This is a genomic window from Flavobacterium sp. 5, from assembly GCF_002813295.1.
In the GTDB taxonomy this organism is placed as follows: domain Bacteria; phylum Bacteroidota; class Bacteroidia; order Flavobacteriales; family Flavobacteriaceae; genus Flavobacterium.
Genome location: NZ_PHUE01000001.1, coordinates 166,413 through 189,925 on the forward strand (window position 1 = coordinate 166,413; position 23,513 = coordinate 189,925).

21 protein-coding genes and 2 tRNA genes are annotated in these 23,513 nt (G+C 32.8%); 21 read left to right on the forward strand and 2 right to left on the reverse strand.

Going from position 1 to position 23,513, the window contains the following annotated elements:
• Positions 1-848: 848 nt before the first annotated feature.
• Positions 849-2,780, reverse strand: a complete 1,932-nt coding sequence (locus CLU82_RS00640; protein WP_100841268.1) for an amino acid permease — start codon at positions 2,778-2,780, stop codon at positions 849-851.
• A 387-nt stretch (positions 2,781-3,167) separates the two neighbouring features.
• Between CLU82_RS00640 and CLU82_RS00645 the strand changes: the two genes are divergently transcribed.
• From CLU82_RS00645 to CLU82_RS00710, 14 genes are all read left to right on the forward strand, one after another.
• Positions 3,168-4,727 (forward strand): glycoside hydrolase family 10 protein, encoded by a 1,560-nt coding sequence (locus tag CLU82_RS00645; protein WP_100841269.1) that lies wholly within the window; start codon positions 3,168-3,170, stop codon positions 4,725-4,727.
• 24 nt (positions 4,728-4,751) lie between these two features.
• A complete protein-coding gene (locus tag CLU82_RS00650) occupies positions 4,752-6,287 on the forward strand; it encodes an MFS transporter (RefSeq protein WP_232735182.1) in 1,536 nt (511 codons plus the stop codon).
• Between the two features lie 11 nt (positions 6,288-6,298).
• Entirely contained in the window at positions 6,299-7,897 is a 1,599-nt protein-coding gene (locus CLU82_RS00655) for a glycoside hydrolase family 3 protein (RefSeq protein ID WP_100841271.1), read from the forward strand.
• A gap of 124 nt (positions 7,898-8,021) precedes the next feature.
• A complete protein-coding gene (locus CLU82_RS00660) occupies positions 8,022-8,660 on the forward strand; it encodes a peroxiredoxin (RefSeq protein WP_100841272.1) in 639 nt (212 codons plus the stop codon).
• A gap of 127 nt (positions 8,661-8,787) precedes the next feature.
• Positions 8,788-9,096, forward strand: a complete 309-nt coding sequence (locus tag CLU82_RS00665; RefSeq protein ID WP_100841273.1) for a co-chaperone YbbN — start codon at positions 8,788-8,790, stop codon at positions 9,094-9,096.
• 23 nt (positions 9,097-9,119) lie between these two features.
• Positions 9,120-9,377, forward strand: a complete 258-nt coding sequence (locus tag CLU82_RS00670; RefSeq protein ID WP_100841274.1) for a hypothetical protein — start codon at positions 9,120-9,122, stop codon at positions 9,375-9,377.
• Positions 9,378-9,756: 379 nt separating this feature from the next.
• A complete protein-coding gene (tpx, locus tag CLU82_RS00675; protein ID WP_100841275.1) occupies positions 9,757-10,254 on the forward strand; it encodes a thiol peroxidase in 498 nt (165 codons plus the stop codon).
• Between the two features lie 8 nt (positions 10,255-10,262).
• Complete coding sequence (locus tag CLU82_RS00680) at positions 10,263-10,637, forward strand: diacylglycerol kinase family protein (RefSeq protein ID WP_100841276.1); 375 nt, start codon at positions 10,263-10,265, stop codon at positions 10,635-10,637.
• A gap of 18 nt (positions 10,638-10,655) precedes the next feature.
• Positions 10,656-13,112, forward strand: coding sequence for a DNA translocase FtsK (locus tag CLU82_RS00685; RefSeq protein WP_100841277.1), 2,457 nt, complete (start codon positions 10,656-10,658; stop codon positions 13,110-13,112).
• A 485-nt stretch (positions 13,113-13,597) separates the two neighbouring features.
• A complete protein-coding gene (locus CLU82_RS00690) occupies positions 13,598-14,239 on the forward strand; it encodes an outer membrane lipoprotein carrier protein LolA (protein ID WP_100844883.1) in 642 nt (213 codons plus the stop codon).
• A gap of 7 nt (positions 14,240-14,246) precedes the next feature.
• A complete protein-coding gene (locus tag CLU82_RS00695) occupies positions 14,247-15,695 on the forward strand; it encodes an LptF/LptG family permease (protein WP_100841278.1) in 1,449 nt (482 codons plus the stop codon).
• A 1-nt stretch (position 15,696) separates the two neighbouring features.
• Positions 15,697-16,830, forward strand: coding sequence for a 3,4-dihydroxy-2-butanone-4-phosphate synthase (gene ribB / locus CLU82_RS00700; RefSeq protein WP_100841279.1), 1,134 nt, complete (start codon positions 15,697-15,699; stop codon positions 16,828-16,830).
• 165 nt (positions 16,831-16,995) lie between these two features.
• Positions 16,996-17,080, forward strand: a tRNA-Ser gene (locus CLU82_RS00705).
• 684 nt (positions 17,081-17,764) lie between these two features.
• Complete coding sequence (locus CLU82_RS00710) at positions 17,765-18,013, forward strand: hypothetical protein (RefSeq protein ID WP_157813286.1); 249 nt, start codon at positions 17,765-17,767, stop codon at positions 18,011-18,013.
• Between the two features lie 60 nt (positions 18,014-18,073).
• On the opposite strand, the gene CLU82_RS00715 is transcribed toward CLU82_RS00710, so the two are convergent.
• Positions 18,074-18,397: a S9 family peptidase gene (locus CLU82_RS00715; RefSeq protein ID WP_100841281.1), complete on the reverse strand. Its 324-nt coding sequence runs from the start codon at positions 18,395-18,397 to the stop codon at positions 18,074-18,076.
• 131 nt (positions 18,398-18,528) lie between these two features.
• Here CLU82_RS00715 and CLU82_RS00720 point away from each other — a divergent pair, with 131 nt between their 5' ends.
• From CLU82_RS00720 to CLU82_RS20645, 7 genes are all read left to right on the forward strand, one after another.
• Positions 18,529-18,870 (forward strand): hypothetical protein, encoded by a 342-nt coding sequence (locus CLU82_RS00720; protein WP_100841282.1) that lies wholly within the window; start codon positions 18,529-18,531, stop codon positions 18,868-18,870.
• A 475-nt stretch (positions 18,871-19,345) separates the two neighbouring features.
• A tRNA-Ser gene (locus tag CLU82_RS00725) sits at positions 19,346-19,430 on the forward strand.
• A gap of 239 nt (positions 19,431-19,669) precedes the next feature.
• Entirely contained in the window at positions 19,670-20,920 is a 1,251-nt protein-coding gene (locus CLU82_RS00730; protein ID WP_100841283.1) for a site-specific integrase, read from the forward strand.
• A gap of 59 nt (positions 20,921-20,979) precedes the next feature.
• Positions 20,980-21,570: a TetR/AcrR family transcriptional regulator gene (locus CLU82_RS00735; protein ID WP_100841284.1), complete on the forward strand. Its 591-nt coding sequence runs from the start codon at positions 20,980-20,982 to the stop codon at positions 21,568-21,570.
• A 65-nt stretch (positions 21,571-21,635) separates the two neighbouring features.
• Positions 21,636-21,917, forward strand: coding sequence for an antibiotic biosynthesis monooxygenase (locus tag CLU82_RS00740; RefSeq protein WP_100841285.1), 282 nt, complete (start codon positions 21,636-21,638; stop codon positions 21,915-21,917).
• 33 nt (positions 21,918-21,950) lie between these two features.
• On the forward strand, positions 21,951-22,526 hold the full coding sequence (locus CLU82_RS00745) for a DUF1572 domain-containing protein (protein ID WP_100841286.1): 576 nt from the start codon (positions 21,951-21,953) through the stop codon (positions 22,524-22,526).
• The gene (locus tag CLU82_RS20645; protein ID WP_157813287.1) at positions 22,519-23,478 is read left to right on the forward strand and encodes an ester cyclase; all 960 of its coding nucleotides are present in this window, start codon (positions 22,519-22,521) and stop codon (positions 23,476-23,478) included. The genes CLU82_RS00745 and CLU82_RS20645 overlap by 8 nt, the downstream gene beginning before the upstream one ends.
• Positions 23,479-23,513 lie beyond the last annotated feature (35 nt).

Consider the following 23,513-nt stretch of genomic DNA (forward strand, 5'->3'; position numbering starts at 1 on the left):
TAAACTTCTTTCAAATTCAATCTACTGTTCTTATGACTGAAACAAAAACAGACAATCAATCCAAAGAATTAACCTAATTTAGAACTAAATAATAAAATACTTAAGTTGATTTTTTAGGAGCAGAATAATCAATTTTCAAAACACCATTACTCCCGCTATCCGTTTCAATCTTTTTATTTTTGAGAGCAAAAACAAAAAGGATTTTCACTACTATCGGGGCTATGCAACAGCTTTAGTTTTTTATAAGAAGATTTAAAAAAAACAGGCATCTCAATAAAAATCATAACCACGGCTACCTAAACTGCTGGCACGCCTATCAAAAACATAGGCATACCTAACTAAATTATAGGTGAGCCTATCTAAACTAAAGGCTCACCTATCAAAACCATAGGCAAGCCTCACAAATCTATAGGCACACTTATCTAAACAAGAGGCGAGCCTACCTAAATCATAGGCGCTCCATACTAAAACTATAGCTCGCCTAAACAATCAAGATGCACCACCTATCAAAACATAGGCGATACCTTTAAAATAGATAGGCTTCCCTATCGATTTTAGAAGCAACACTTAATAAAAAGATAGGCTTACCTATAAAATTCAAAGGCAAGCTAGTCCAAAAAATAGGCGACGCCTACAAAATCGAAAGGCGAGCCTTAATATTAGTATGGTGTACTATCCCGAAAATGCAAATTGCAGTCTGTATCCACTAAGATTATCAATTTTCAAAAACTACTTCATCACAAAACATTCAAAAAAAAAAAAAAAAAAAAAAAAAAAAAAAAAAAAAAAAAAAAAAAAATGTCCTGAATCAAAATTCAGGACATTATATCATTTTAACAAAACACAAACTATTCGTTCGTTAAATTCAACTTACTATTCTTACGACTGAAACTGAAATAAATAATCAATCCGAGGATTAACCAAATTCCAAAATAAATCCAATTCCAAACGCTCAATTCTGCCATCATATACAAACAACAAATTAAACCCAAAAGCGGAATTAAAGACAAATTCTCTTTCCAAGACCAAAAAACCAATCCAACTATTACAATCAAGAAAATCCACATTGGTATTTTATGTTTGAATAAATCAAATCCGCTTTCATATTTTATACTATCCGAAATAGGTAATCCAGCAACAACGCTAGCATATTTAGTATCATCTTCTTGGTATTGATTTAACAATTGTTCTGCGTCAAGATTTTTTATATCAACAGATTTGTCCTCAATACTCACCAAATAATTATACACTTTTTGTGTTTCTTCTTTATTCAAAGAGGTAATTATAAATTCCGAATCGTTTGTTTTAGTTTCATTCGTAATAAACCCCATAGTTGCTTCTTTGTTGTAACCAAAAGAGAAAACCAAAGCAATAACGATCAATAAAGGAAAAATATATTTGGAATTTACATAAGGTGTTTTAAATTTTCCTCTTGGAATATCGGTTCTATTTTGCAAAGCCAATACTCCGGCACAAACCAAAACAAAGGCAAACAAAGTACCAATACTACACAAATCGGTAACCATTGTCAAGTTCATAAATAAAGCTGGAACAGCTACAACAAAACCTACTACAATTGTAGCAAAAGATGGTGTTTTATATTTTGGATGCACTGTAGAGAATTTTTTAGGCAATAAACCATCACGACTCATACTCATCCAAATACGAGGTTGTCCCATTTGAAAAACCAATAAAACACTTGCCATAGCAACTACAGCACTTACCGCAATAATACCAGACATCCATTTTAAATGCAATTGATCAAACACAAAAGCTAATGGATCACCAACATTTAAACTATTATAGCTTACCATTCCAGTTAATACTAAAGCAATGGCTATATACAAAACGGTACAAATAATAATCGCCCACATCATCCCCCTTGGCAAATCACGTTGTGGATTTTTACACTCTTCGGCAGTAGTTGAAATAGCATCAAAACCAATATAAGCAAAGAACACAGCCGACACTCCTTTCAAAACCCCTGAAACTCCATTCGGTGCAAATGGATGCCAATTATTGGTATCTACATAAAATATACCAACTGCAATTACCAATAAAACAATGCAAATTTTAACAACAACCATAATATTACTCGCATTACGAGACTCTTTCATTCCTCTATAAATCAATGCTGTAATCAAAACAATAATTAATAATGCTGGCAAATCGGCTACGAAATGAAAAGAACCTATCATTGGTGAAGTTGTCCAAGCGGTATAAGCACTTTGCATTCCTGAGCTTAAGTTTTCAAAAGATTTTCCACCTTCCATTAAAGCAGTAGCATCTTTAAAACCATTGGAAGCTGTCAAATAATCCATTTGTACCCATTGTGGCAAATTTATTCCGCCACTGGAGAGCAATCCTGTAAAATAATCACTCCATGATATCGCGACCGTTATATTTCCGACCGAGTATTCCATTATCAAAGCCCAACCAATAATCCAAGCGATTAATTCTCCAAAAGCAACATACGAATAGGTATAAGCACTTCCTGAAACCGGAACCATAGAAGCAAATTCAGCGTAAGCAAAAGCTGCAAAACCACAAGCAATAGCAGTAAATAAAAACAAAAAAATTACGGCTGGACCTCCGTCAAAACTAGCTTTTCCTATAGTACTAAAAATACCTGCCCCAACAATTGCCGCAATACCAAAAGCCGTTAAATCTTTAGTAGTTAAATGTTTACCGAGTGCTTCATGCCCCTCTAAATTGTTTTTTTCGACCTGTTTTAAAATATCTTGAACTGTTTTTTTTCTAAAAAGTCCTTTTAATGCCATGTTGTAAATTTTATCGTTAAAAACTATTATGTTGCTTTTTTTACAATATTCTTTCTCTGAATAAAGAAAAGAAAATAAAGTTCAAATATATAAACAAATTTAATCTTTAAAATTAAGATTATCATTTATTACAATATTGTGATATAAAAATAATATTTCTCTTTTTAAACCAAAAAAAGGTCAAATATACACTCAAAAATCACATATAAACAAAATATAATTCAATATTTGAATAAAAAAGCAAATTTATCATCTAAATCAGAAGCTAATAACCCAATTCTTTTGTAATTTCTTTGGCATTAACTTTTAGCCGAATTTTATTAGCAATTAATTTAATAAACTTAGCTAAAAAAACTACTTTTGATTCCTTTATAAAAAGATTAAATAATGTATATAAAGAAGTCCTTATTATACCCGACTATATATTTGCTCCTTTCAACTATTATTGGGTTTGCCCAAAGAAGAGAGATGCATCCCAAAAATGAATTTCGAGCTGTTTGGATTGCAACTGTTGTCAACATTGACTGGCCCAAAAACAGTTGGGATTCAGTTGAAAAACAAAAAGCTGACTTTATCCAAATTTTAGATACGTATCAAAAACTCAATTACAATGTGGTAGTCGTTCAGATACGTTCTGTCGGTGATGCATTATACCCAAGTATATTAGCGCCTTGGTCCCGATATTTAACTGGAAGTGAAGGAAAAGCTCCTCCTCAAAATTTTGATCCTCTGAAATGGATGATCGAAGAAAGTCATGAACGTGGTTTTGAATTTCATGCCTGGATGAATCCTTATCGTGCTACAATGGATTTAAAAACCGAAAACTTAAGTATTGATCATGATTACAACAAACACCGTGAATGGATGATTGAATATGGTGGCAAATACTACTACAATCCCGCTCTTCCCGAAGTCCAAAAACACTTGACGAATATAGTAGAAGAAGTGGTTATAAAATATGATATTGATGCCATTCACTTTGATGATTATTTTTATCCGTATAAAATAAAAGGACTTGATTTTAATGATACTGCATCGTATCAAAAATATGGAAACGGACTTTCACTTGAAGATTGGAGACGTTCAAATGTAACCACTTTTGTAAAAAACATTTCTTTTGGCATCAAAAAACTAAAACCTTGGGTTCAGTTTGGCATCAGTCCGTTTGGAGTTTGGCGTAACAAAACATTAGACCTAAAGGGTTCAGAAACTTACGGCACTAGTAATTATGATGATTTATATGCCGATCCTATGAACTGGATGAATAACAATTGGATTGATTATATCATCCCTCAATTGTATTGGAGTATTGATTATAAATCACCTTCGGCAGTTAACTATTCTAAATTATTGAAATGGTGGTCTGAGAATGTCCCAAATAATATTGCTTTATATATAGGAAACAGCACATATAAAATCAAATCAGATTCAGATAAACATTGGAATAATATTTATGAAATTCCAAATCAAATTGATTTCGCGCGTAACTACCCAAATGTGCAAGGAAATGGTTTTTTTAGCGCCAAATGGTTTATAAATAAAAATCAAGATGTGGTTAAATACCTAAAAGAGAATGAATACAAATATCCAGCATTACCTTTACCAGTTCCTAACTTAAAAAAGACTATTACCGAAACTTTGCTAATTAATTCAATTACTAAGGATACAGCAAGTTATTATGTTTCATTTCAAAAACCGAAACTACCATCACAAGTTCGCTATATCATTGTATATGCTGCTAAAAATTCAGCTAAAATAAACATTAACGACGCCTCTCAAATTTTAGAAAAAATTGCTGTTATTGAAGAAAACAATGAATTCAGTATCGAAGTTCCAGCTTATAAAATGATTGGAAAAGCAGCTTTTGCCTTTACTTTCGTTGACTATTATGCAAACGAAAGTCCTGAAACCATAATTGATTTGGAAGTAGAAACACAAACAAAATAAAGCCTTAAAATAAAACCACTTATAATGAAAGACAACAAGCCTTGGTATTGGATTCCGTTATTAAATTTTGCATCGGGTTTTCCATACATTATTATCACATCTGTTTCTGTGTTAATGTATAAAAAATTAGGAATTAGTAATGAAGATATTGGTATTTATACTAGTTTATTGTACTTGCCATGGGTTATAAAACCTTTATGGAGCCCATTTATTGATTTACACGGAACCAAACGCAAATGGTTTCTAACTATGCAATTAGTTATTTCAATTGTCTTTTTAATTGTTGGATTTACCATTCCGTTCAGTAATTTTTTCCTTGTAAGTTTAGCGCTCTTTTGGGTAGCTGCCTTCGCTTCCGCCTCAAATGATGTGGCTACTGATGGATTTTATTTATTAGCTTTAGAAAAAGAACAACAATCACTTTTTCTTGGTATCAGAAGTACTTTTTATCGAATGGCTATGCTTACAGGAAATGGTCTAATCGTATTATTAGCAGGATATCTGGAAAATAAATATGCTAACAACACAAAAGCATGGTCCTACACAATGATCTTCGTTGGACTCTTGATGGTATTTTTAACTATATATAATTTCTTCTCTACTCCAAAAACAGAAATAAACGCTATTCAAAAAGCATCTAAATCCGAAGAACAAAGCTTCGGTTCTGTTTTTGCTAGTTTTTTTAAAAAGAAACAAATAGGAATTGTTTTGGCTTTTATTCTTCTTTTTAGATTAGGAGAATCCCAATTACTTAAAATGCTAACTCCTTTCTTAGTAGACCCAATTAGATACGAACTAGTAGAGTCAAGTTCAGATGATGGTGAGACAAAAGCATTAGACTTATTCAATCTAAAAGTAAAGAGCGGAGAAAAATTATCAGATTCAGAGCTGCAACAACTATATGCTAAACTTCCAATATCAACTGAAATGGCAAATGCAAAAAAACCATTAACAGAAGTGGAAAGCAAAGATAAAGTGGAATATCAAAATTTAAATAAAACCCGAATTGGACTTATAAATCAATTGATTACTAATAAAGGAACTCAAAAAAATATTCCCAAAGGAGGAATGGGTTTAGAAACTGAAGATATTGGTTTGATTTATGGAACTTTTGGACTTATCGCATTATTATTAGGTGGAATTTTAGGAGGAATTGCGATATCAAAACAAGGGTTAACCAAATGGATGTTACCAATGTTTTTAGCCATGCACTTACCTATTCTCGGTTTTGTTTTACTGGCACATTTTCATCCTACTTCAATTTATTACATTTATACAGTGGTTATTATTGAGCAATTTGGTTATGGATTTGGTTTTGCAGCTTTCATGATGTACTTAATTTATATCGCTGAAGGCGAATCCAAAACAGCTCACTATGCCATTGCTACAGGTTTTATGGCAATGGGTATGATGCTTCCAGGAATGGCAAGTGGTTTTATTCAAGAATATTTAGGCTATGGAAACTTCTTTATTTGGGTGCTTTTAGCAACACTTCCAGGTTTAATTCTATCTCGCTTTTTGATTTTCCCAAAGGATTATGGAAAGAAAATAGAAGCTTAATTTTTCAAACAATGACACTAGAACAAAAAATCGGACAATTCTTTTTTCCAGCCGTTTTCATCAACGACACTGAGGAAAATATTCAAGAAACAGAACGCTTAATCAGAGATTACAACATTGGTGGATTGACATTTTTTCATAGCAGAGCCAGCGCGGCAACCAATTATGAATCGAAGAAAAAAGTAGAATTTAACGATGATAGTTATCAACGTTTAAAAGATTTAATTATTCGTTATCAAAAATGCGCCACTACTCCCCTGTTAATGAGTATCGATGCTGAATGGGGTTTGGCGATGCGTGTCGAAAAAACACCACAATATCCTTATGCTATTACGCTTGGTGCTTTACCCGAAAGAAAAATCGATTTGATTTATGAAGTAGGTAAACAAATTGGATTAGACTTAAAATCAGCTGGAATACATTATAATCTGGCACCATTAGCAGACATTAATAACAACCCTAACAATCCTGTAATTGGCTATCGTTCTTTTGGTTCCAATAAAGAAAAAGTTGCCCAATACGCATTAGAATATCTTAGAGGAATGTCGGATGTTGGAATTTTGGGCTGTTTGAAACATTTTCCCGGACACGGAAATACCAGCGTAGATTCACATTTGGGATTACCTGTTTTAGAAGAAAATCTGGAGCAATTACTAGAAAACGAATTAGTCCCATTTATAAAAGGAATAGAAAACCAAGTCGATTCAATCATGATTGGTCATTTAGCAGTTCCAGCTTTAAACGATGGAAAAGAAACTTCGGCTACTTTATCCAAAAATATTATTGAATCCCTTTTACGTGAGCGTTTGGGTTATGATGGTTTAATAATTTCCGATGCTTTAAATATGCACAGCGTTTCTAAATTATATGATACTAAGGGACAATTAGAATGGGAAGCTTTCAACGCTGGAAATGACGTTCTTTGCTTTGCCGAAAACGTAGCCGAAGGTATTCAGGAAATTCTAAAAAATGCTACTCCACAACGCATTGAAGAAAGTTTAAACCGCATTATGAAATGCAAACAAAAGGCAGGTCTCTTTGAAGAAAATAAAACAATTGTAGCTGATTTTGACTTTAAAATCACTTCGGATTTGAATCGAAAAATAGCCGATTATTGCATTACAGATATCAAAGACAAAAACAATTCCATAATCGTTTTTGATGCTAAAAACAGAGAACGTTTGGCCAAATTGAGTGTTTACAAAACGATTGAAAATCCATTTTTCACCACTTTAGGTTCCTTCTTACCTTCCCCGGAATATGCAATTGAAAATGCAGATGATTTAATCAATACAAGTATAAAGGAGGATCTCACACCATTTGATACCATACTCGTTTCGCTATTTGTTCCGAAAGCAAAACCTCTGAATAATTTTGATTTAGAAGATTCTGTTTTAGAATTTTTAGGGCAATTATTTCAAACCAAAAAATGTATTTTGTATGTTTTTGGTAATCCTTATGCCTTACAGGTTATTCCAAATCTCGACAAAACCATAGGAATTGTCGAAATGTATCAGGATTTTGTGGAGTTTCAAGAAAGCGCAGCCGAACAATTATTAGAAGATAAAAAAGCCAAAGGAAGCTTACCTGTTTCATTAACAGGAATCTAGACTTTACAAATAATCAAAAACTATTTATAGATAAAAAATAATAATAAAAACTTATTTAAAGTCCCTTTTTATATCACTTATCTTTGCACCAAATTAAAAAATTAAATAACTAAAATTAATAAATATGTCATTAGTAGGTAAAAAATTCCCAAGTATTGCAGTAGACGCTATCTCAGAAATGGGAGACAATTTGAAAATCAATATTTTTGAGGAAGCTACAAAAAACAACAAAAAAGTACTTTTGTTTTGGTACCCAAAAGATTTTACTTTTGTATGTCCAACAGAATTACACGCTTTTCAAGCAGCTTTACCAGAATTCGAAAAAAGAAACACAATCGTTATTGGAGCATCATGTGACACTAACGAAGTTCACTTTGCATGGTTAAACACTCCAAAAAACAATGGAGGAATCGAAGGTGTTACTTACCCAATTCTTGCAGATACAAACAGAAACTTATCAAACATTTTAGGAATTCTTGATATTGAATCTACAAGTTATAGCGAAGATACTGATTCAGTTATTGTTGAAGGATCTAACGTAACATACAGAGCTACATACCTTATTGATGAGACTGGAAAAATTTTCCACGAAAGTGTAAACGATATGCCATTAGGTCGTAACGTAAACGAATATTTAAGAATGGTTGATGCTTACACACACATTCAAGTAAAAGGTGAAGTTTGTCCTGCAAACTGGGAAGCGGGTAAAGAAGCAATGACTGCTGACAGACTTAGTACTGCTGAATATTTAAGCGCAAACTAATTCTTTTAAGATACTAAGGTTCTAAGTTTCTAAGTCGCTAAGATTTAAAACTTGGAACCTCTTATAAAACCAAAAACAAACTTAGCAACTCAGAATCTTAGTTACTTAGAAACTTTAAAAGAAAAACATGTTAATAGAATTAAACGAAGATACATTAGGAACCTTAGTGGCTCAAAATGAAAAAGTGGTTGTTCAATTTTCCGCTTCATGGTGTGGAAATTGTAGAATTATGAAACCAAAATTCAAAAAATTGGCTTCAGAAAACGACGGAATTTCATTTGTTTTGGTTGATGCTGAAAATTCTCCTGAATCAAGAAAACTAGCCAATGTAAGTAACCTGCCTACATTTGCTACTTTCGTAAACGGAAAATTAGTAAACGAAACCCAAACTAATAAACAAGAAGTTTTAATCGAATTGGTAAACGAAATTGTTTAATCTATTCCAATAAATTAACTAAAATGAAATTACCTGTAATCAAGCATTTATCTCAATTTATTGAAGAAAACGATCAAGATTATTTAATTGAAACTATTGAAGTTCTGGAAGCAATGACCGAAATCCCTTCATTGAAAGATGAAGAGCTAGACGTAATAGGAGAATTAATTTCGAATATGTACGGCGCCCTTGAAGTTCATAAAATGACCAAGGACGGAATGGACAAAAAAGAAGCTTTGAATACTTTCATGAAAAGAGTTCTTGGTTCTATCGACAAATAATTCTTTTTACTTCAAATAAAATAACGCCTTCAGAAATGAGGGTGTTTTTTTTTATTAAGACGACCTACCTTCCCAATAGCTAGGACTAATTATTTTTACACTTATGTACCCTATCATTGAGATATTATCTGGCTTAAATAGCTAACCTCAAATTAAATTCTCTAATCCCTGTATTAGAGTAAATATTTCTGAAGTAATCCCTCTAGAACATCTCGTTTTAGAAATGAAAAATTAAACATCAAAAACAATCTCAAAACTAACAACAAATAATTCACACTTCATAACCAACAACTAACAACTCTCTCCCCACAAGCAACAAATACTTTTAGATTTAAATATTAATCCTTACTTTTGAACCTCACAAAAAAAAACAAATAATATGGCGACTATAACATTAGGAGGAAATCCAGTGCACACTTCAGGTGAATTACCAAAAATTGGTTCAAAACTAGCTGATTTTAAATTAGTTCAAAACGATTTATCAATAGCTAACTTAAGCACTTTTGCAGGTAAAAAATTAGTTTTAAATATTTTTCCAAGTATCGATACTGGAACTTGTGCTACCTCTGTTAGAAAATTCAACGAAAGTGCCAGCAACTTAGCTAACACTACAGTTTTGTGTATTTCAAGAGATTTACCATTTGCACAAAAACGTTTTTGTGGAGCTGAAGGTCTTGAAAACGTAGTTAACTTATCTGACTTTCAAGAAGGTGCTTTTGGAAAAAACAATGGTTTAGAAATTATTGACGGACCATTAGCAGGTTTACACTCTCGTGTAATCATCGTTGTTGATGAAAACGGAGTTGTAACTCACACTGAACAAGTTGCAGAAATTGCAAACGAACCTAATTACGAAGCTGCTTTAGCTACACTTTAATAGTCTATATGGAATTTAAAAAAGACAACACCTTACTTACTGGTCGATTGAAAAGCGTAAAATACGCTTTTCAAGGTGCCGTAAAATTAATAACAACCGAGCATAGTATCATGGTTCAATTTTCAATTGGAATCCTTATGACTATTGCAGGTTTTTATTGCCATATTTCTACTACTGAATGGCTTTTTCAAACTATGGCTATCGGTTTAATTATGAGTATAGAAGGCTTGAATACAGCTGTTGAAAAAATTGCTGATTTTATTCATCCTAATTACCATGAAAGAATTGGCTTTATTAAAGATATTGCAGCTGGAGCCGTATTTTTTGCGGGTTTAACAGCAATAGCAATTGGTCTTATTATTTATATCCCAAAATTTTTATAGGCTCAAGTAAACTCAAGAATGGCAAAATCTACAAAAAAAGAAACTTTAGATAAAAAAAATGAATCAGGATCTAAAGATTTAAAATCATGGCAATTAACCAAACAACATAAAATTGTTTTGGGTGCTCTCTTGGTTTTATTTTCAATAGCATTATTGGTTGCATTTGTTTCCTTTTTTATCTATGGACAAATAGACCAAAGTGCGGTTTCTGAATTGACAGATCGTAAAGAAATTGTTCAAAACTGGCTCGGTAAATTCGGAGCTTATCTTGCCGATTTAATCATTTATCGCGGTTTTGGAATTGCCTCTTTCCTATTTGTACGTTTATTTTTCCTCTCCGGAATGTATTTAGTTCTGGATCTTTCGATCAAAAAACTAAAAGGCACTTGGTTTTGGGACTTATTTGCTATTATTATTATCTCTGTTTTATTTGGCTTTTTTGCCACTTCAGTTCCTGAATTGGGAGGAACTATAGGATACGAATTGAATTTATTCATCCAAGATTTTATAGGTAAAACTGGAACACTTTTAGTTCTTGTTTTTGGTTTAATTATTTATTTGATTTTTAAAATACAAATATCTCCTGAGAAGGTACAATCGTTTTTTGAAAGCACTAAAAAAGAAATTAACGACGATATGGCTATTCGCCCAATAGTTGTTTCTTCAAATGACCCTAGTTATAATCTAGAAGAATTTGCTGTAGAAGAACCTGTTGAAGAAGTAGATGAAGAATTATTAGATAACATCCATTTAAAAACAACTGGTTCACAATTTGAAATTAATAAAGAAGCTTTGAAACCTACGATTTCAAGTTCTTCTGAAATTAATTTAGAGCCAACGCTCAAGCCACTTCCAATGGATATTTTACCTAAAGCAGAACCCGTAAAAGAAGAAGCTTTTGTAATTGAAAAAGCCGTTGAGGAAGACCTAATTGAAGACAACTTAGCGTCACGCTTAGTTTCTGATTTTGGATTATTTGACCCGACTTTGGATTTATCGAATTATAAATATCCTACAATCGATTTATTAAAAGAATATTCGACTGGCGGTATTACAATCAATCAAGAGGAATTAGAAGAAAACAAAAATAAAATTGTTGAAACGCTTCGCAACTATAAAATTGAAATCGCACAAATTAAAGCGACCGTTGGTCCATCGGTAACTTTATATGAAATTGTGCCAGAAGCTGGAATTCGTATTTCTAAAATTAAAAGTTTAGAAGATGATATTGCTTTGTCACTTTCGGCATTAGGAATTCGTATTATTGCTCCAATTCCTGGAAAAGGAACGATTGGTATTGAGGTTCCGAACAAGAATCCTACAATGGTTTCGATGAAAAGTGTGATTGGTTCTGCCAAATTTCAAGAAGCTGAAATGGAACTTCCTATTGCTTTAGGGAAAACCATTTCGAACGAAACATTTGTAGTTGATTTAGCAAAAATGCCTCACTTACTGATGGCGGGTGCTACCGGACAAGGAAAATCTGTTGGATTGAATGCAGTAATTACTTCGTTGCTTTATAAAAAACACCCTGCAGAAATTAAATTTGTCATGGTCGATCCTAAAAAAGTCGAACTAACACTTTTTAATAAAATTGAAAGACATTATTTAGCCAAACTTCCAGATACTGATGATGCAATTATTACTGATAATGCAAAAGTGGTTAATACCTTGAATTCTCTTTGTGTTGAAATGGACAATCGTTATAATCTTCTAAAAGATGCGATGGTTAGAAATATCAAAGAATACAATGAAAAATTCAAGTCTAGAAAATTAAATCCTGAAAATGGACACCGCTTTTTGCCTTATATCGTTTTGGTTGTTGATGAGTTTGCCGATTTGATTATGACTGCTGGAAAAGAAGTTGAAATGCCTATTGCCCGTTTGGCTCAGTTGGCTCGTGCTATTGGTATTCACTTAATTATTGCAACACAAAGACCATCGGTGAATGTAATTACTGGTTTAATAAAAGCTAACTTCCCTGCTAGAATTGCTTTTAGAGTATCATCAAAAATTGATTCAAGAACTATCTTAGATACACAAGGAGCAGATCAATTAATTGGTCGTGGAGATTTACTATACTCTAATGGGAATGATGTTGTAAGGGTACAATGTGCCTTTGTAGATACTCCAGAGGTTGAAAAAATTGTAGATTTTATTGGCTCACAAAAAGCGTACGCAACTGCTTATTTACTCCCTGAATTTGTTGGAGAAGATGGCGGTCCAAGCTTAGAAATGGATATTTCAGAAAGAGATACTTTATTTAGAGAAGCTGCTGAAGTTATCGTAAACGCTCAACAAGGTTCGGCATCATTATTGCAACGAAAACTAAAATTGGGTTACAACAGAGCTGGTAGATTAATTGACCAACTAGAAGCTGCAGGAATTGTAGGTCCTTTTGAAGGTAGTAAAGCCAGAAGTGTAAACATTCAGGATTTGACTGGATTAGAACAGTTTTTTAATAACGAGAATTAGATTGTAATGTTCAGTTTGCAGCATTAAGACCGCAATATTGTCATCCCGAGGAACGAGGGATCTCCGCAATACAATTCCTCAATATTGAATTTATAAAAGCAAATATTTTTGAATTAGATTGTCGAGCCACTTGTGAAGATATCTCCTTCGTCGATATGACAAAGATTGGGTGATGTGGTTTGTGTGGAAGACAGAATTTTAAAATAGAATGCAGAGAATGAAATTTAGCTTTTTTTTAATGCTTTTAACTTTTTAGCTCTTTACTTTTGCACCAAATTTCTTATTACTCGGTTTGCGTGAGGGATAGAAGCTAGCTACCGAAGTAGCGCGGATAGCCCGACTCTATTTAGGGAAGGGGCTAATGACCGCAAACATAAATAAGCCCCTTTCCTAAATAGAGTCACGCCCTAATAATTACGGAACACAATAAAATAATTTGCAGACAACAAAACACAGAACAAATGATACTACAAAAGAAAATAGGAATGAAAACAATTTTGGCACTTACAATGGTCTTTTTTATTGGATTAACAACTCAGGCACAAGATACAAAAGCAAAGGCCTTATTAGACAAAGTAACTGCCAAAGTAAAAAGTTACGATAACATTACCATTGATTTTAAATATTCATTAAATAATGCTAAAGAGAATATCAATCAGGATAGTAAAGGAACTGTTGTTATGAAAGGCAATCAATATGTTTTGAATTTCATGGGAATTACTAAGCTTTTTGATGGAAAAAAAACATATACTATTGTTCCCGAAGATGAAGAAATTACTGTTTCTACACTAAATGAAAAAGATGAAACTACCATTACTCCTTCAAAAATGTTGACTTTTTTTAATAAAGGCTATAAATTTTCGATGGATATTGTTCAAAATGTTAACGGTAAAAAAATACAATACATTAAACTGGTTTCTACCAATCCAAAAGATCAAAGAAAAGAGATTTTAGTAGGTGTTGATTCTAAAACCAACAACCTCTACAATGTAATTGAAATTGGTAAAAAAGGAACAAAAACTACCTTAACAGTGAATTCTTTTAAAACAAACCAAGCATTACCAAAAAATCAATTTACCTTTGCGGCAAGTAAATATCCTAACTATACCATCAATAAATTAGACTAATTATTTAGTGAAAATTCTAGACAAATATTTATTAAAAACATTTCTAGGTACATTTGCTACGGTATTTGTAATCCTCTTTTTTGTATTCATACTTCAAACAGTTTGGTTATTTATTGCCGATTTAGCTGGTAAAGACCTAGACTTCATGATGGTCGTTAAATTTTTGGCTTTTGCGATGCCACGAATTATACCTTTAGTATTGCCTCTTTCTATATTACTGGCTTCAATAATGTCTTTTGGAAATTTATCTGAGCATTATGAGTTTGCTGCGATGAAATCATCTGGTATTTCATTGCAAAGAGCCATGAGAAGCTTGACTATTGCCATTACTATATTGAGTATTATTGCCTTTTTCTTTGCAAACAATGTAATTCCTTATGCTGAATTTAAGTTCATCAATTTCAGAAAAAACATTGCACAAGCCAAACCTGCTCTTGCTATTACCGAAGGACAATTCAGCGATGTTGGAATGTATAATATTAAGGTCAATAAAAAGTCAGGAAAAAACGGAAATCATCTTACTGGCATTACGATTCATCAAAAATCTCAAAATGGTGATGGCAGCAAAACTGTAATCCGTGCTACAGATGGAGAATTAGTTAGTAACGAAGGAACCAATCTTCTTCAATTAGTTTTGAATGATGGTAATTACTATCAAGATATCGTACCCAAAAAGTATGAGGAGAGAGGAAAATTACCATTTGCAAAAAGTTCGTTTAAAAAATACCGCATTAACATAGATTTATCTCAAATGAATAAAGTAGATACCAAAGACGAATCGGTATCAAACAATAACATGCTAAATGTTAGTGATTTAAAATACACTTTAGATTCATTGACTAAAAATAGAGATGCAGAAATTATTGCTTTTTCAGAAAATAGCGGTACCAGGATACAAACTTTAAACAATAATAGTCCTCCTGTTCAAACCCAAAAAAAACCATTGTTAAAAAATTTATTATCGGTTTACAATAACGAACAAAAAAGTAAAATCTTAAATGCAGCTAGTAGTAGTACTCAAAGCAATTTGTATTCTATTGATGCTACAAAAACAGAACTAGACAATAAAAAGAAAAACATAAACGTCCATATTTTATCTTTAAATGATAAGTTTGTCATTGTATATGCTTGTTTCTTAATGTTTTTTATTGGTGCTCCTTTGGGTGCTATTATTCGAAAGGGAGGCATTGGTTTGCCAATCGTATTTGCTGTATTGATCTTTATTTCCTTTCACTTTATCAATACTTTTGGCAAAAGAATTTCGCAAGAAGATGGCTTAGCTCCTTTTCTTGGTTCCTGGATGTCATCAATAATCTTAACCCCACTAGCACTTTTACTAACCTATCGTGCCACAAATGATATTGGTTTAATCAATTTAGACGTACTCTTTACGCCTATCCAAAAAGCATTTCAAAAAGTGTATCAAAAAATAATTCCATCTCAAAATAAAGAATAAAATGTCTGCCACAAAAATACAACTCAACACTATAGAAGAAGCTATCGAAGACATTCGTCAAGGTAAAGTAATAATTGTTGTTGATGATGAAGATCGCGAAAATGAAGGTGATTTTTTGGCTGCTGCCGATAAAATAACTCCTGAAATGATCAACTTTATGGCCACACATGGTCGTGGATTAATATGTGCGCCATTAACCGAAAGCCGATGCAAGGAACTTGACTTACGTGCCATGGTTAGCAACAATACCGATCATATGGAAACTGCTTTTACGGTTTCTGTTGATTTAAAAGGAAATGGAGTTACCACAGGAATTTCTGCTGCTGACAGAGCTAAGACTGTTTTATCATTAGTCGATCCAAATACCAAACCACACGATTTAGCGCGTCCTGGACACATTTTTCCCTTAGTTGCCAAACAAGGTGGTGTTTTAAGAAGAACAGGACATACAGAAGCTGCTATTGATTTTGCAAGATTAGCTGGTTTTAAATCGGCCGGGGTTATTTGCGAAATTTTAAATGAGGATGGAACAATGGCCCGTTTACCACAATTGGTTGTTGTAGCGAAAAAGTTCAATTTAAAATTAGTTTCAATTGAAGATTTGGTTGCCTACAGAATGCAACATGACAGTCTGATTGTTAAAAAAGAAGATTTTGATATCGAAACCCGTTTTGGAACTTTCCGACTAAGAGCTTACGAACAAACAACCAACAAACAAATTCATATTGCTTTAACGAAAGGAACATGGAATCTTGGAGAAGCTATATTAACCCGTATTCATTCCTCGCAGGTAAATAATGATTTATTAGGCACTTTAACCAATAACGTGGACCAACAACTGGATGATATGTTTAAAATCATCAATGAAGACGGAAAAGGTGCTGTAATCTTTATTAATCAGGATATGACGGCTGTGAATTTGCTTAATCGAATCTCCGAATTGAAAGCATTACAATCGAATGGTACAATGAAAGCTCCAAAAGTAGTTATTGATACCAAAGATTATGGAATTGGAGCTCAAATTCTTCATGATATTGATATTTCAAAAATTAGATTAGTGTCTAATACACAACAAACAAAACGTGTTGGGATGATTGGTTATGGTCTTGAAATTACAGAATATGTAACGTATTAGTCCGTTTTTTAAAACAGGCAAAACAAAACAACGCGCTAACCCACACAAAACAAAACACTTAAGCTTGTTGTAAAAAACAGTTGTTTTTTTTATTAAAAAATGTTTTGTGATCTAGAAAAACTCACTATATTTGCACTCGCAATCACAAAATGATGGCGACATACTGGAGAAATGGCAGAGCGGTCGAATGCGGCAGTCTTGAAAACTGTTGACTGTAACAGGTCCGGGGGTTCGAATCCCTCTTTCTCCGCAAAAGGAAACCGATTAGGAAACTAATCGGTTTTTTTGTTTTTATGCCTTCTGAATCTGACACTTCCTCTCCTACTTTTGTATTTAATCTTCTTTTTTATTTTCATACACTCTTCATACAGTATCCATGCCTTTGAGTAGGCTTTGCTGTGCACCCTGTCCCGTCCTGAAATAATTGAATTTGACTTTTAGTTTTTTAGCTCACTTGACTTTTATTTTGATTGGTGTTAGCTGAATCTTCGATTTCACAACCTTAAAATTAATAGTTTTTTTTAAAAGGATTGTTTTATTAAGATTGTCGAGCTACTTGATGAGATTCCTCCTTCGTCGGAATGACAAGATTGGGGGAATGATGATGAGCAGTGATTATTGATAGTGCGGTTGCTTCGTTCTTCGCAATGACAAGATTGGGTGATATTGCTGCTTTATATGGATTGTGGAGTTGCTTGTGGAGGTTCTTCCTTCGTCAGAATGACAAGATTGGGGGAATGATGATGAGTAGTGATTATTGATAGCGTGGTTGCTTTGCCACGTACCTCGCAACTCCCCGCAATGACAAGATTAAAAACATGACATTAAAATATACTGGCCAGTAGCAGGACTGAAGAACGAAAACCTGTAAAAAAGAGTAGATCACATTTAAATAATTTTAATTTTAGTAATTATGAAAACAAATCTTTTAAAAATGTTTGCGCTGCCGTTAGCTGCGTTTGCATTAGCGAGTGCGGGTACCGCAAGTACCAATGAGTCCGGCAAAAGTAAAATGGCTTCACCGATTACTGCCTACATTCATAGTCCTTTGGAAAGCAGTTGCGCTAAAGTAACTGTTGAGTGTAACCCTACATCGGGTCAGACTTGTTTGAGTTCATCAAACTTTGAGGCTTTCGGTAAAGACAATGAGGGTAATCGTAATGTACAATTGCACCGTAATTAATTCTTATTTCATTTAAGAGGATAATGCAGTTTCCAGTAAAGAAACTGCATTATTTTTCTTCTAATCAAAGGTAGTGCCTTTCGAAATCCACTCTTCATCCGTTTTATCCTTTAAAAAATAGTCAAACCACTGCTGTACCCGATTGGTCAGATCGACTTGATTTTCTGTATTTGAAATTGAATGCCCTTCATCGGGATATGCCAGAAATATATTTTGCAGTCTTAACCGCTGCAAAGCAAGATAAAAGGCTTCGCTCTTATGTATTGGAACAATGCGGTCCTTTTTTCCCGACCAGAGCAATAACGGAGTTTTTATATTTTCGGCATGCAGGATTGGCGAGTTTCGTAAATAGCCTTCTTTGTCCGCATACAGCGATTTACCCATTCTCCACTACTGGCTCTCAAACCGCCACATATCAGACTTTATATTGCCATTCTGCCCCAGATTAAAATAAAATGCTATAGGGTCACTGATTCCTGCACCTGAAACCGCCGCCGCAAACACTTTATTCGGAATTGTATACTAAAATTTATAAAATAGCTGAAGACAGAAATGATACAGAAGCTTTAGAAACATTAAAAACTATTGGAAAACCACCTTATAGCAGAGCAAAAAGTGTTGGTTTATTATTTAAAGTTCTAAAAAAATATGAAAGAGCGAATTCCACACCTGCTCCTAGTAGTTGGTTTGTACTTTCTCCTGATTATGACAACAATATAGACGGAGACGATTATTCCTTTGTGAATTATGTTGGTGATGATAAAATGGGAATTCAATCCATGATTTCAACCATTAACTTAATGAGAAACAATTTAGATTTTAGTGAAATCAACTTTTTTATTCATATATTCGTTTAGCCGAAAATATTTTCCAGGTTAGAGGATTGATTTACAATAACTAGACAAGAACAATCCCTTTCTAAAAACAGGTGCCAAACGATCTATATCGTCCTACCCCAATGCCTCTAATCAAAAGACATTCTACACACCACAGGAAAGAGCTACCCCCAAAACATCAGAACTGATCATAACAAACTAGACAACGATTTTTTGGTTATAGAAGGATTTTACCAATATACTTGTCAAAAACAGGAACAAGTACGCTCTCTAATTATTGATTAATACACTTTACCAAGTAAATCATAAGTCAAATTAAAAATTTCCAACAATCCAGTGTTGATCACATCAACTAGTTTTCAATAAGTTAAAACCCTTACTCCTTTAAAAGTTTTATTTTTTTAATTAATAAAAGCTTCTATATGCACTAAATATTTTTTTATCTAGAAAAAGCTACTATATTTGCACTCGCAATCACAAAATGATGTGACATACTGGAGAAATGGCAGAGCGGTCGAATGCGGCAGTCTTGAAAACTGTTGACTGTAACAGGTCCGGGGGTTCGAATCCCTCTTTCTCCGCGAGCTGAAAAGCAAAAAGAGCTAAAACGCTGTAAAACTTATGTTTTACGGCGTTTTTTCATTAGTGGCTATACCAATAAAGTTCATAAAATGGTATTCTATCAGTGACCCATTTTTTTAAAGAGTAAATAGGTCACTAAAAAGCGCTGAAACACTTGTACAATAAGGGGTTCACGTTTTGAACATCTTGTTTCAAGTGATTTTAAAGGATAATTTTATAAACCTAAAGTCACCACATTATGAACAAAACATTCAACTTACTTTTCTTTGTTAAGAAAGGAAAAATCAAAGCTGATGGCACAGCTCCAATCTATTTAAGAATTACAATAGATGGAGTTCCAAAAGAAATTTCTGCAAAAAGAACAATCCAACCAGAGCGATGGGATAACAAACTTCAAAAAGTAATTGGTTCTAGTATAGAAATAAAATCATTAAATGCGTATCTTAAGACATTAGAGCAACAAGTTTACGAAGCACATCATCAAGTTTTAAAAGACAAAGAACAAGCAACCTCATCTATATTAAAAGCAAAACTACAAGGAACAGATGAAAAACAAAGAATGCTCGTTCCTATCTTCCAGGACCATAACAATAAAATAAAAGAACTTATTGGTAAAGAATACGCTGCAGGAACATTAGAGCGTTACACCACTTCTTTAAATCACACTATTGAGTTTATGCAATGGAAGTACAATATTTCTGATATTGATATTACCAAAATAGATCACGCATTTATTACTGATTATGAATTTTGGTTGAGAAGTGTTCGTAATTGTGCCAATAACACAGCCGTAAAATATATCAAGAACTTTAATAAAATAATTAAAATCTGTCTGGCCAATGATTGGATTGAAAGAAACCCTTTTGGAAACTACAAATCAAAAGTAAAAGAAGTCGAAAGAGTATATTTAAGTGAAACTGAAATTCAAACTATCATAGAGAAAGATTTTAAAACGGAAAGACTATCACTAGTTCGTGATATATTCCTTTTTAGCTGTTTTACAGGCTTGGCATACATAGATGTCAAAAACTTGACAAAGTCCCATATAAGCTTTGGTATTGATGGTGAACAATGGATATTCACACATAGACAGAAAACAGAAAGTGCTTCTAAAATTCCAATTCTCCCAGTTACTCAAATGATAATTGATAAATATTCAGATCATCCGCAAAGTAATAATGAAGATAAGCTACTCCCTATTCTGTCAAATCAAAAAATGAATGCCTATTTAAAAGAAATAGCTGGAGTTTGTAGAATAGAAAAAGAACTAACCTTCCACATTGCCCGACATACATTTGCAACGACAGTAACATTAACTAATGGAGTTCCAATTGAAAGTGTAAGTAAAATGTTAGGACATAAAAATTTGAGAACAACACAACACTATGCAAAAGTTTTGGATAGAAAAGTTGGTGAGGATATGAAAATTTTAAAAAATAAATTTTACTCTAATAATCAAATTATAGCAACTGAAAGCAAAATAATTTAAAAATAAATACCAATTGGTATATTTTGATTATATTTGTTTGAAATTAACCGTATTTGATGATGTCTAAAGCAGAACGTACCAAACAATTCATAATTGAGAAAACAGCTCCTATATTCAATGCCAAAGGATATATTGGAACTTCGATGAATGATATAATGGAAGCTACAGGACTAACTAAAGGCAGTATCTATGGTAATTTTGAAAATAAAGATGAAGTAGCTTTAGAAGCTTTTGACTATAACTATAATCAAATAGTTGCCTATTTAAGAAAGCAAATTGAAGTCCGCCCCAAAATGATTGACAGACTTTTGGTATACCCTGAAACTTATAGAATATTTTTAGAACTACCTATCTTAAAAGCTGGATGTCCAATATTAAATACTTCTACAGAAGCTGATGATACACATCCTTTGTTGAGAAAAAAAGCCATCACGGCACTTAATTTCTGGAAAAAGGCAATTGAAAAATCAATCCAAACAGGCATTGAAAGAAATGAAATTAAAGCCTCTACAAATGCAAATGAATTTTCATTCATTTTAATGTCGCTAATAGAAGGTGCAGTAATGCAAGCCAAAGTTACTGGTAGTTCAGAAGTACTTGAAGTTACAATGGATTTTTTAGCAAAAATGATCACTGATTTAAAGACTTAAAAAAATTTGATTAAAAAAATACCAATCGGTATATTTATTATAAAAAACACTTAAAACTGCACTATATGAAATACGTACTTATTATACACGAAGTCGAAAACTATGATACTTGGAAAAAAATATTTGATAATGCTTCTGGAATTAGAAAAGAAGCAGGAGAAATATCATACCAAGTTCTTAAATACGAAAACGAGCCAAACAAGATTGTACATTTTTCAGTTTGGTCTTCACTTGATAAAGCAAAAGATTTCTTCCAATCTCCAAAGCTTGTCAAAATTAGAGACGAAGCTGGTGTAAAAGCTCCTGATTTTATTTATTTAGAACAACTTGAAACTGGAATATTGTAATCAGTAATAAATCAACATAAAAATTCAAATACTATGAACACAGATTATTTAGAAAGTGCAAAAAAACAATTTGAATACTACAAAATGTTAGGTGATAAAACCATTGCACAATTGCCTGATGATAAATTATTTTGGCAATACAACGAAGAAAGTAATAGCATAGCAATTATTATAAACCATTTATCAGGAAATATGCTTTCTCGATGGACAGATTTCTTGACTTCTGATGGAGAAAAAGAATGGAGAAATCGTGATAAAGAATTTGAGAATAATATTAAAACCAAAACCGAACTTATACAAAAATGGAATGACGGCTGGAATTGTCTTTTTAATACCTTGAATTCTTTGCAAGAAGATGATTTTTCAAAAACAATCTATATCCGAAATCAAGGTCATTCTATAACAGAAGCGATTAATAGACAATTGGCACATTATCCCTACCATATTGGTCAAATAGTTTTTATTGGAAAAATGATTTGCAATGAAAATTGGACATCTCTTTCTATTCCAAAAGGAAATTCAAAAACCTACAATGCTGAAAAATTTTCTAAAGAAAAACACAAAGAACACTTTACGGAAGAGTTTTTAAAAAACGATAAAGATGAATAAGAGCAAAATTATAGACAATCTGAATACATTCCATTCAGTATTTTGGGAAACCGCAATTCAGTTACCAAACCCAGCAATTTCTATAAACGGCAAATGGTCTGTTTGTCAAAATGTGCAACATATAACAATTGGATTGTTACGATTAAGTAACTATTTAGCACTTCCAAAAGCAAGTATCAAATCCAATTTCGGATTGTCTGAAAGAGTCTCTGCTAACTATGAAATTAGCATTAAAATGTTTAGAAATGCTTTAGAAAATGGTGTAAAAACAACGGACGCTTTTAAACCAGAAATAAATCTAGAAACCAAAATAGAGGAATTGGTCAGCCAAGGAAAAGATTCACTTGCTGTGTTTATTACAAACTTGCAAAATTGGTCAGAAGAAGAATTGGAGATGTACAGTTGCCCACATCCAATTTTCGGAAAAATTACAGTCAGGGAAATACTTTATTTCACTATTTATCACGTGCAACATCACAATGAAACAATAAAAAAAATGAAAAACAAATCTAATAATTCATTCTCTAGAACCCCCGAAAAACTTGTTTTAGAATTTTTCGACAGAGTTTGGCATAATCCACACGAATTGGGTGCAATTGACGAATTAATGACCGAAGATTATAGTATCACAACAGCTGGAAAAGTAGTAACAGGAAGAAATGAATTTAAAAATTGGGTAGGTGAATTTCAAAAACAACTTCTAGATGCAAAAACAGAAAGTGTAGATATTTTCTATAATGAAAAAGAAAATAAAGTTGTTTCAAGATGGATTTGTTCTGGAAGAAATAATGGTCTTTTCGGGTTAGAACCTGATAATCGACATATATCATTCTCGGGAATTGCAATTTGGACTGTAGCGAACAATAGACTTTCCGAATGTTGGATTGAAAGAAGTGCCTATGAATTATATCAAAATTTAATTTCAGGTGAAAAAAACAACGATTTTGTTTAATCCTAAACGAATAAAACTTTCAAACACCTGCCATT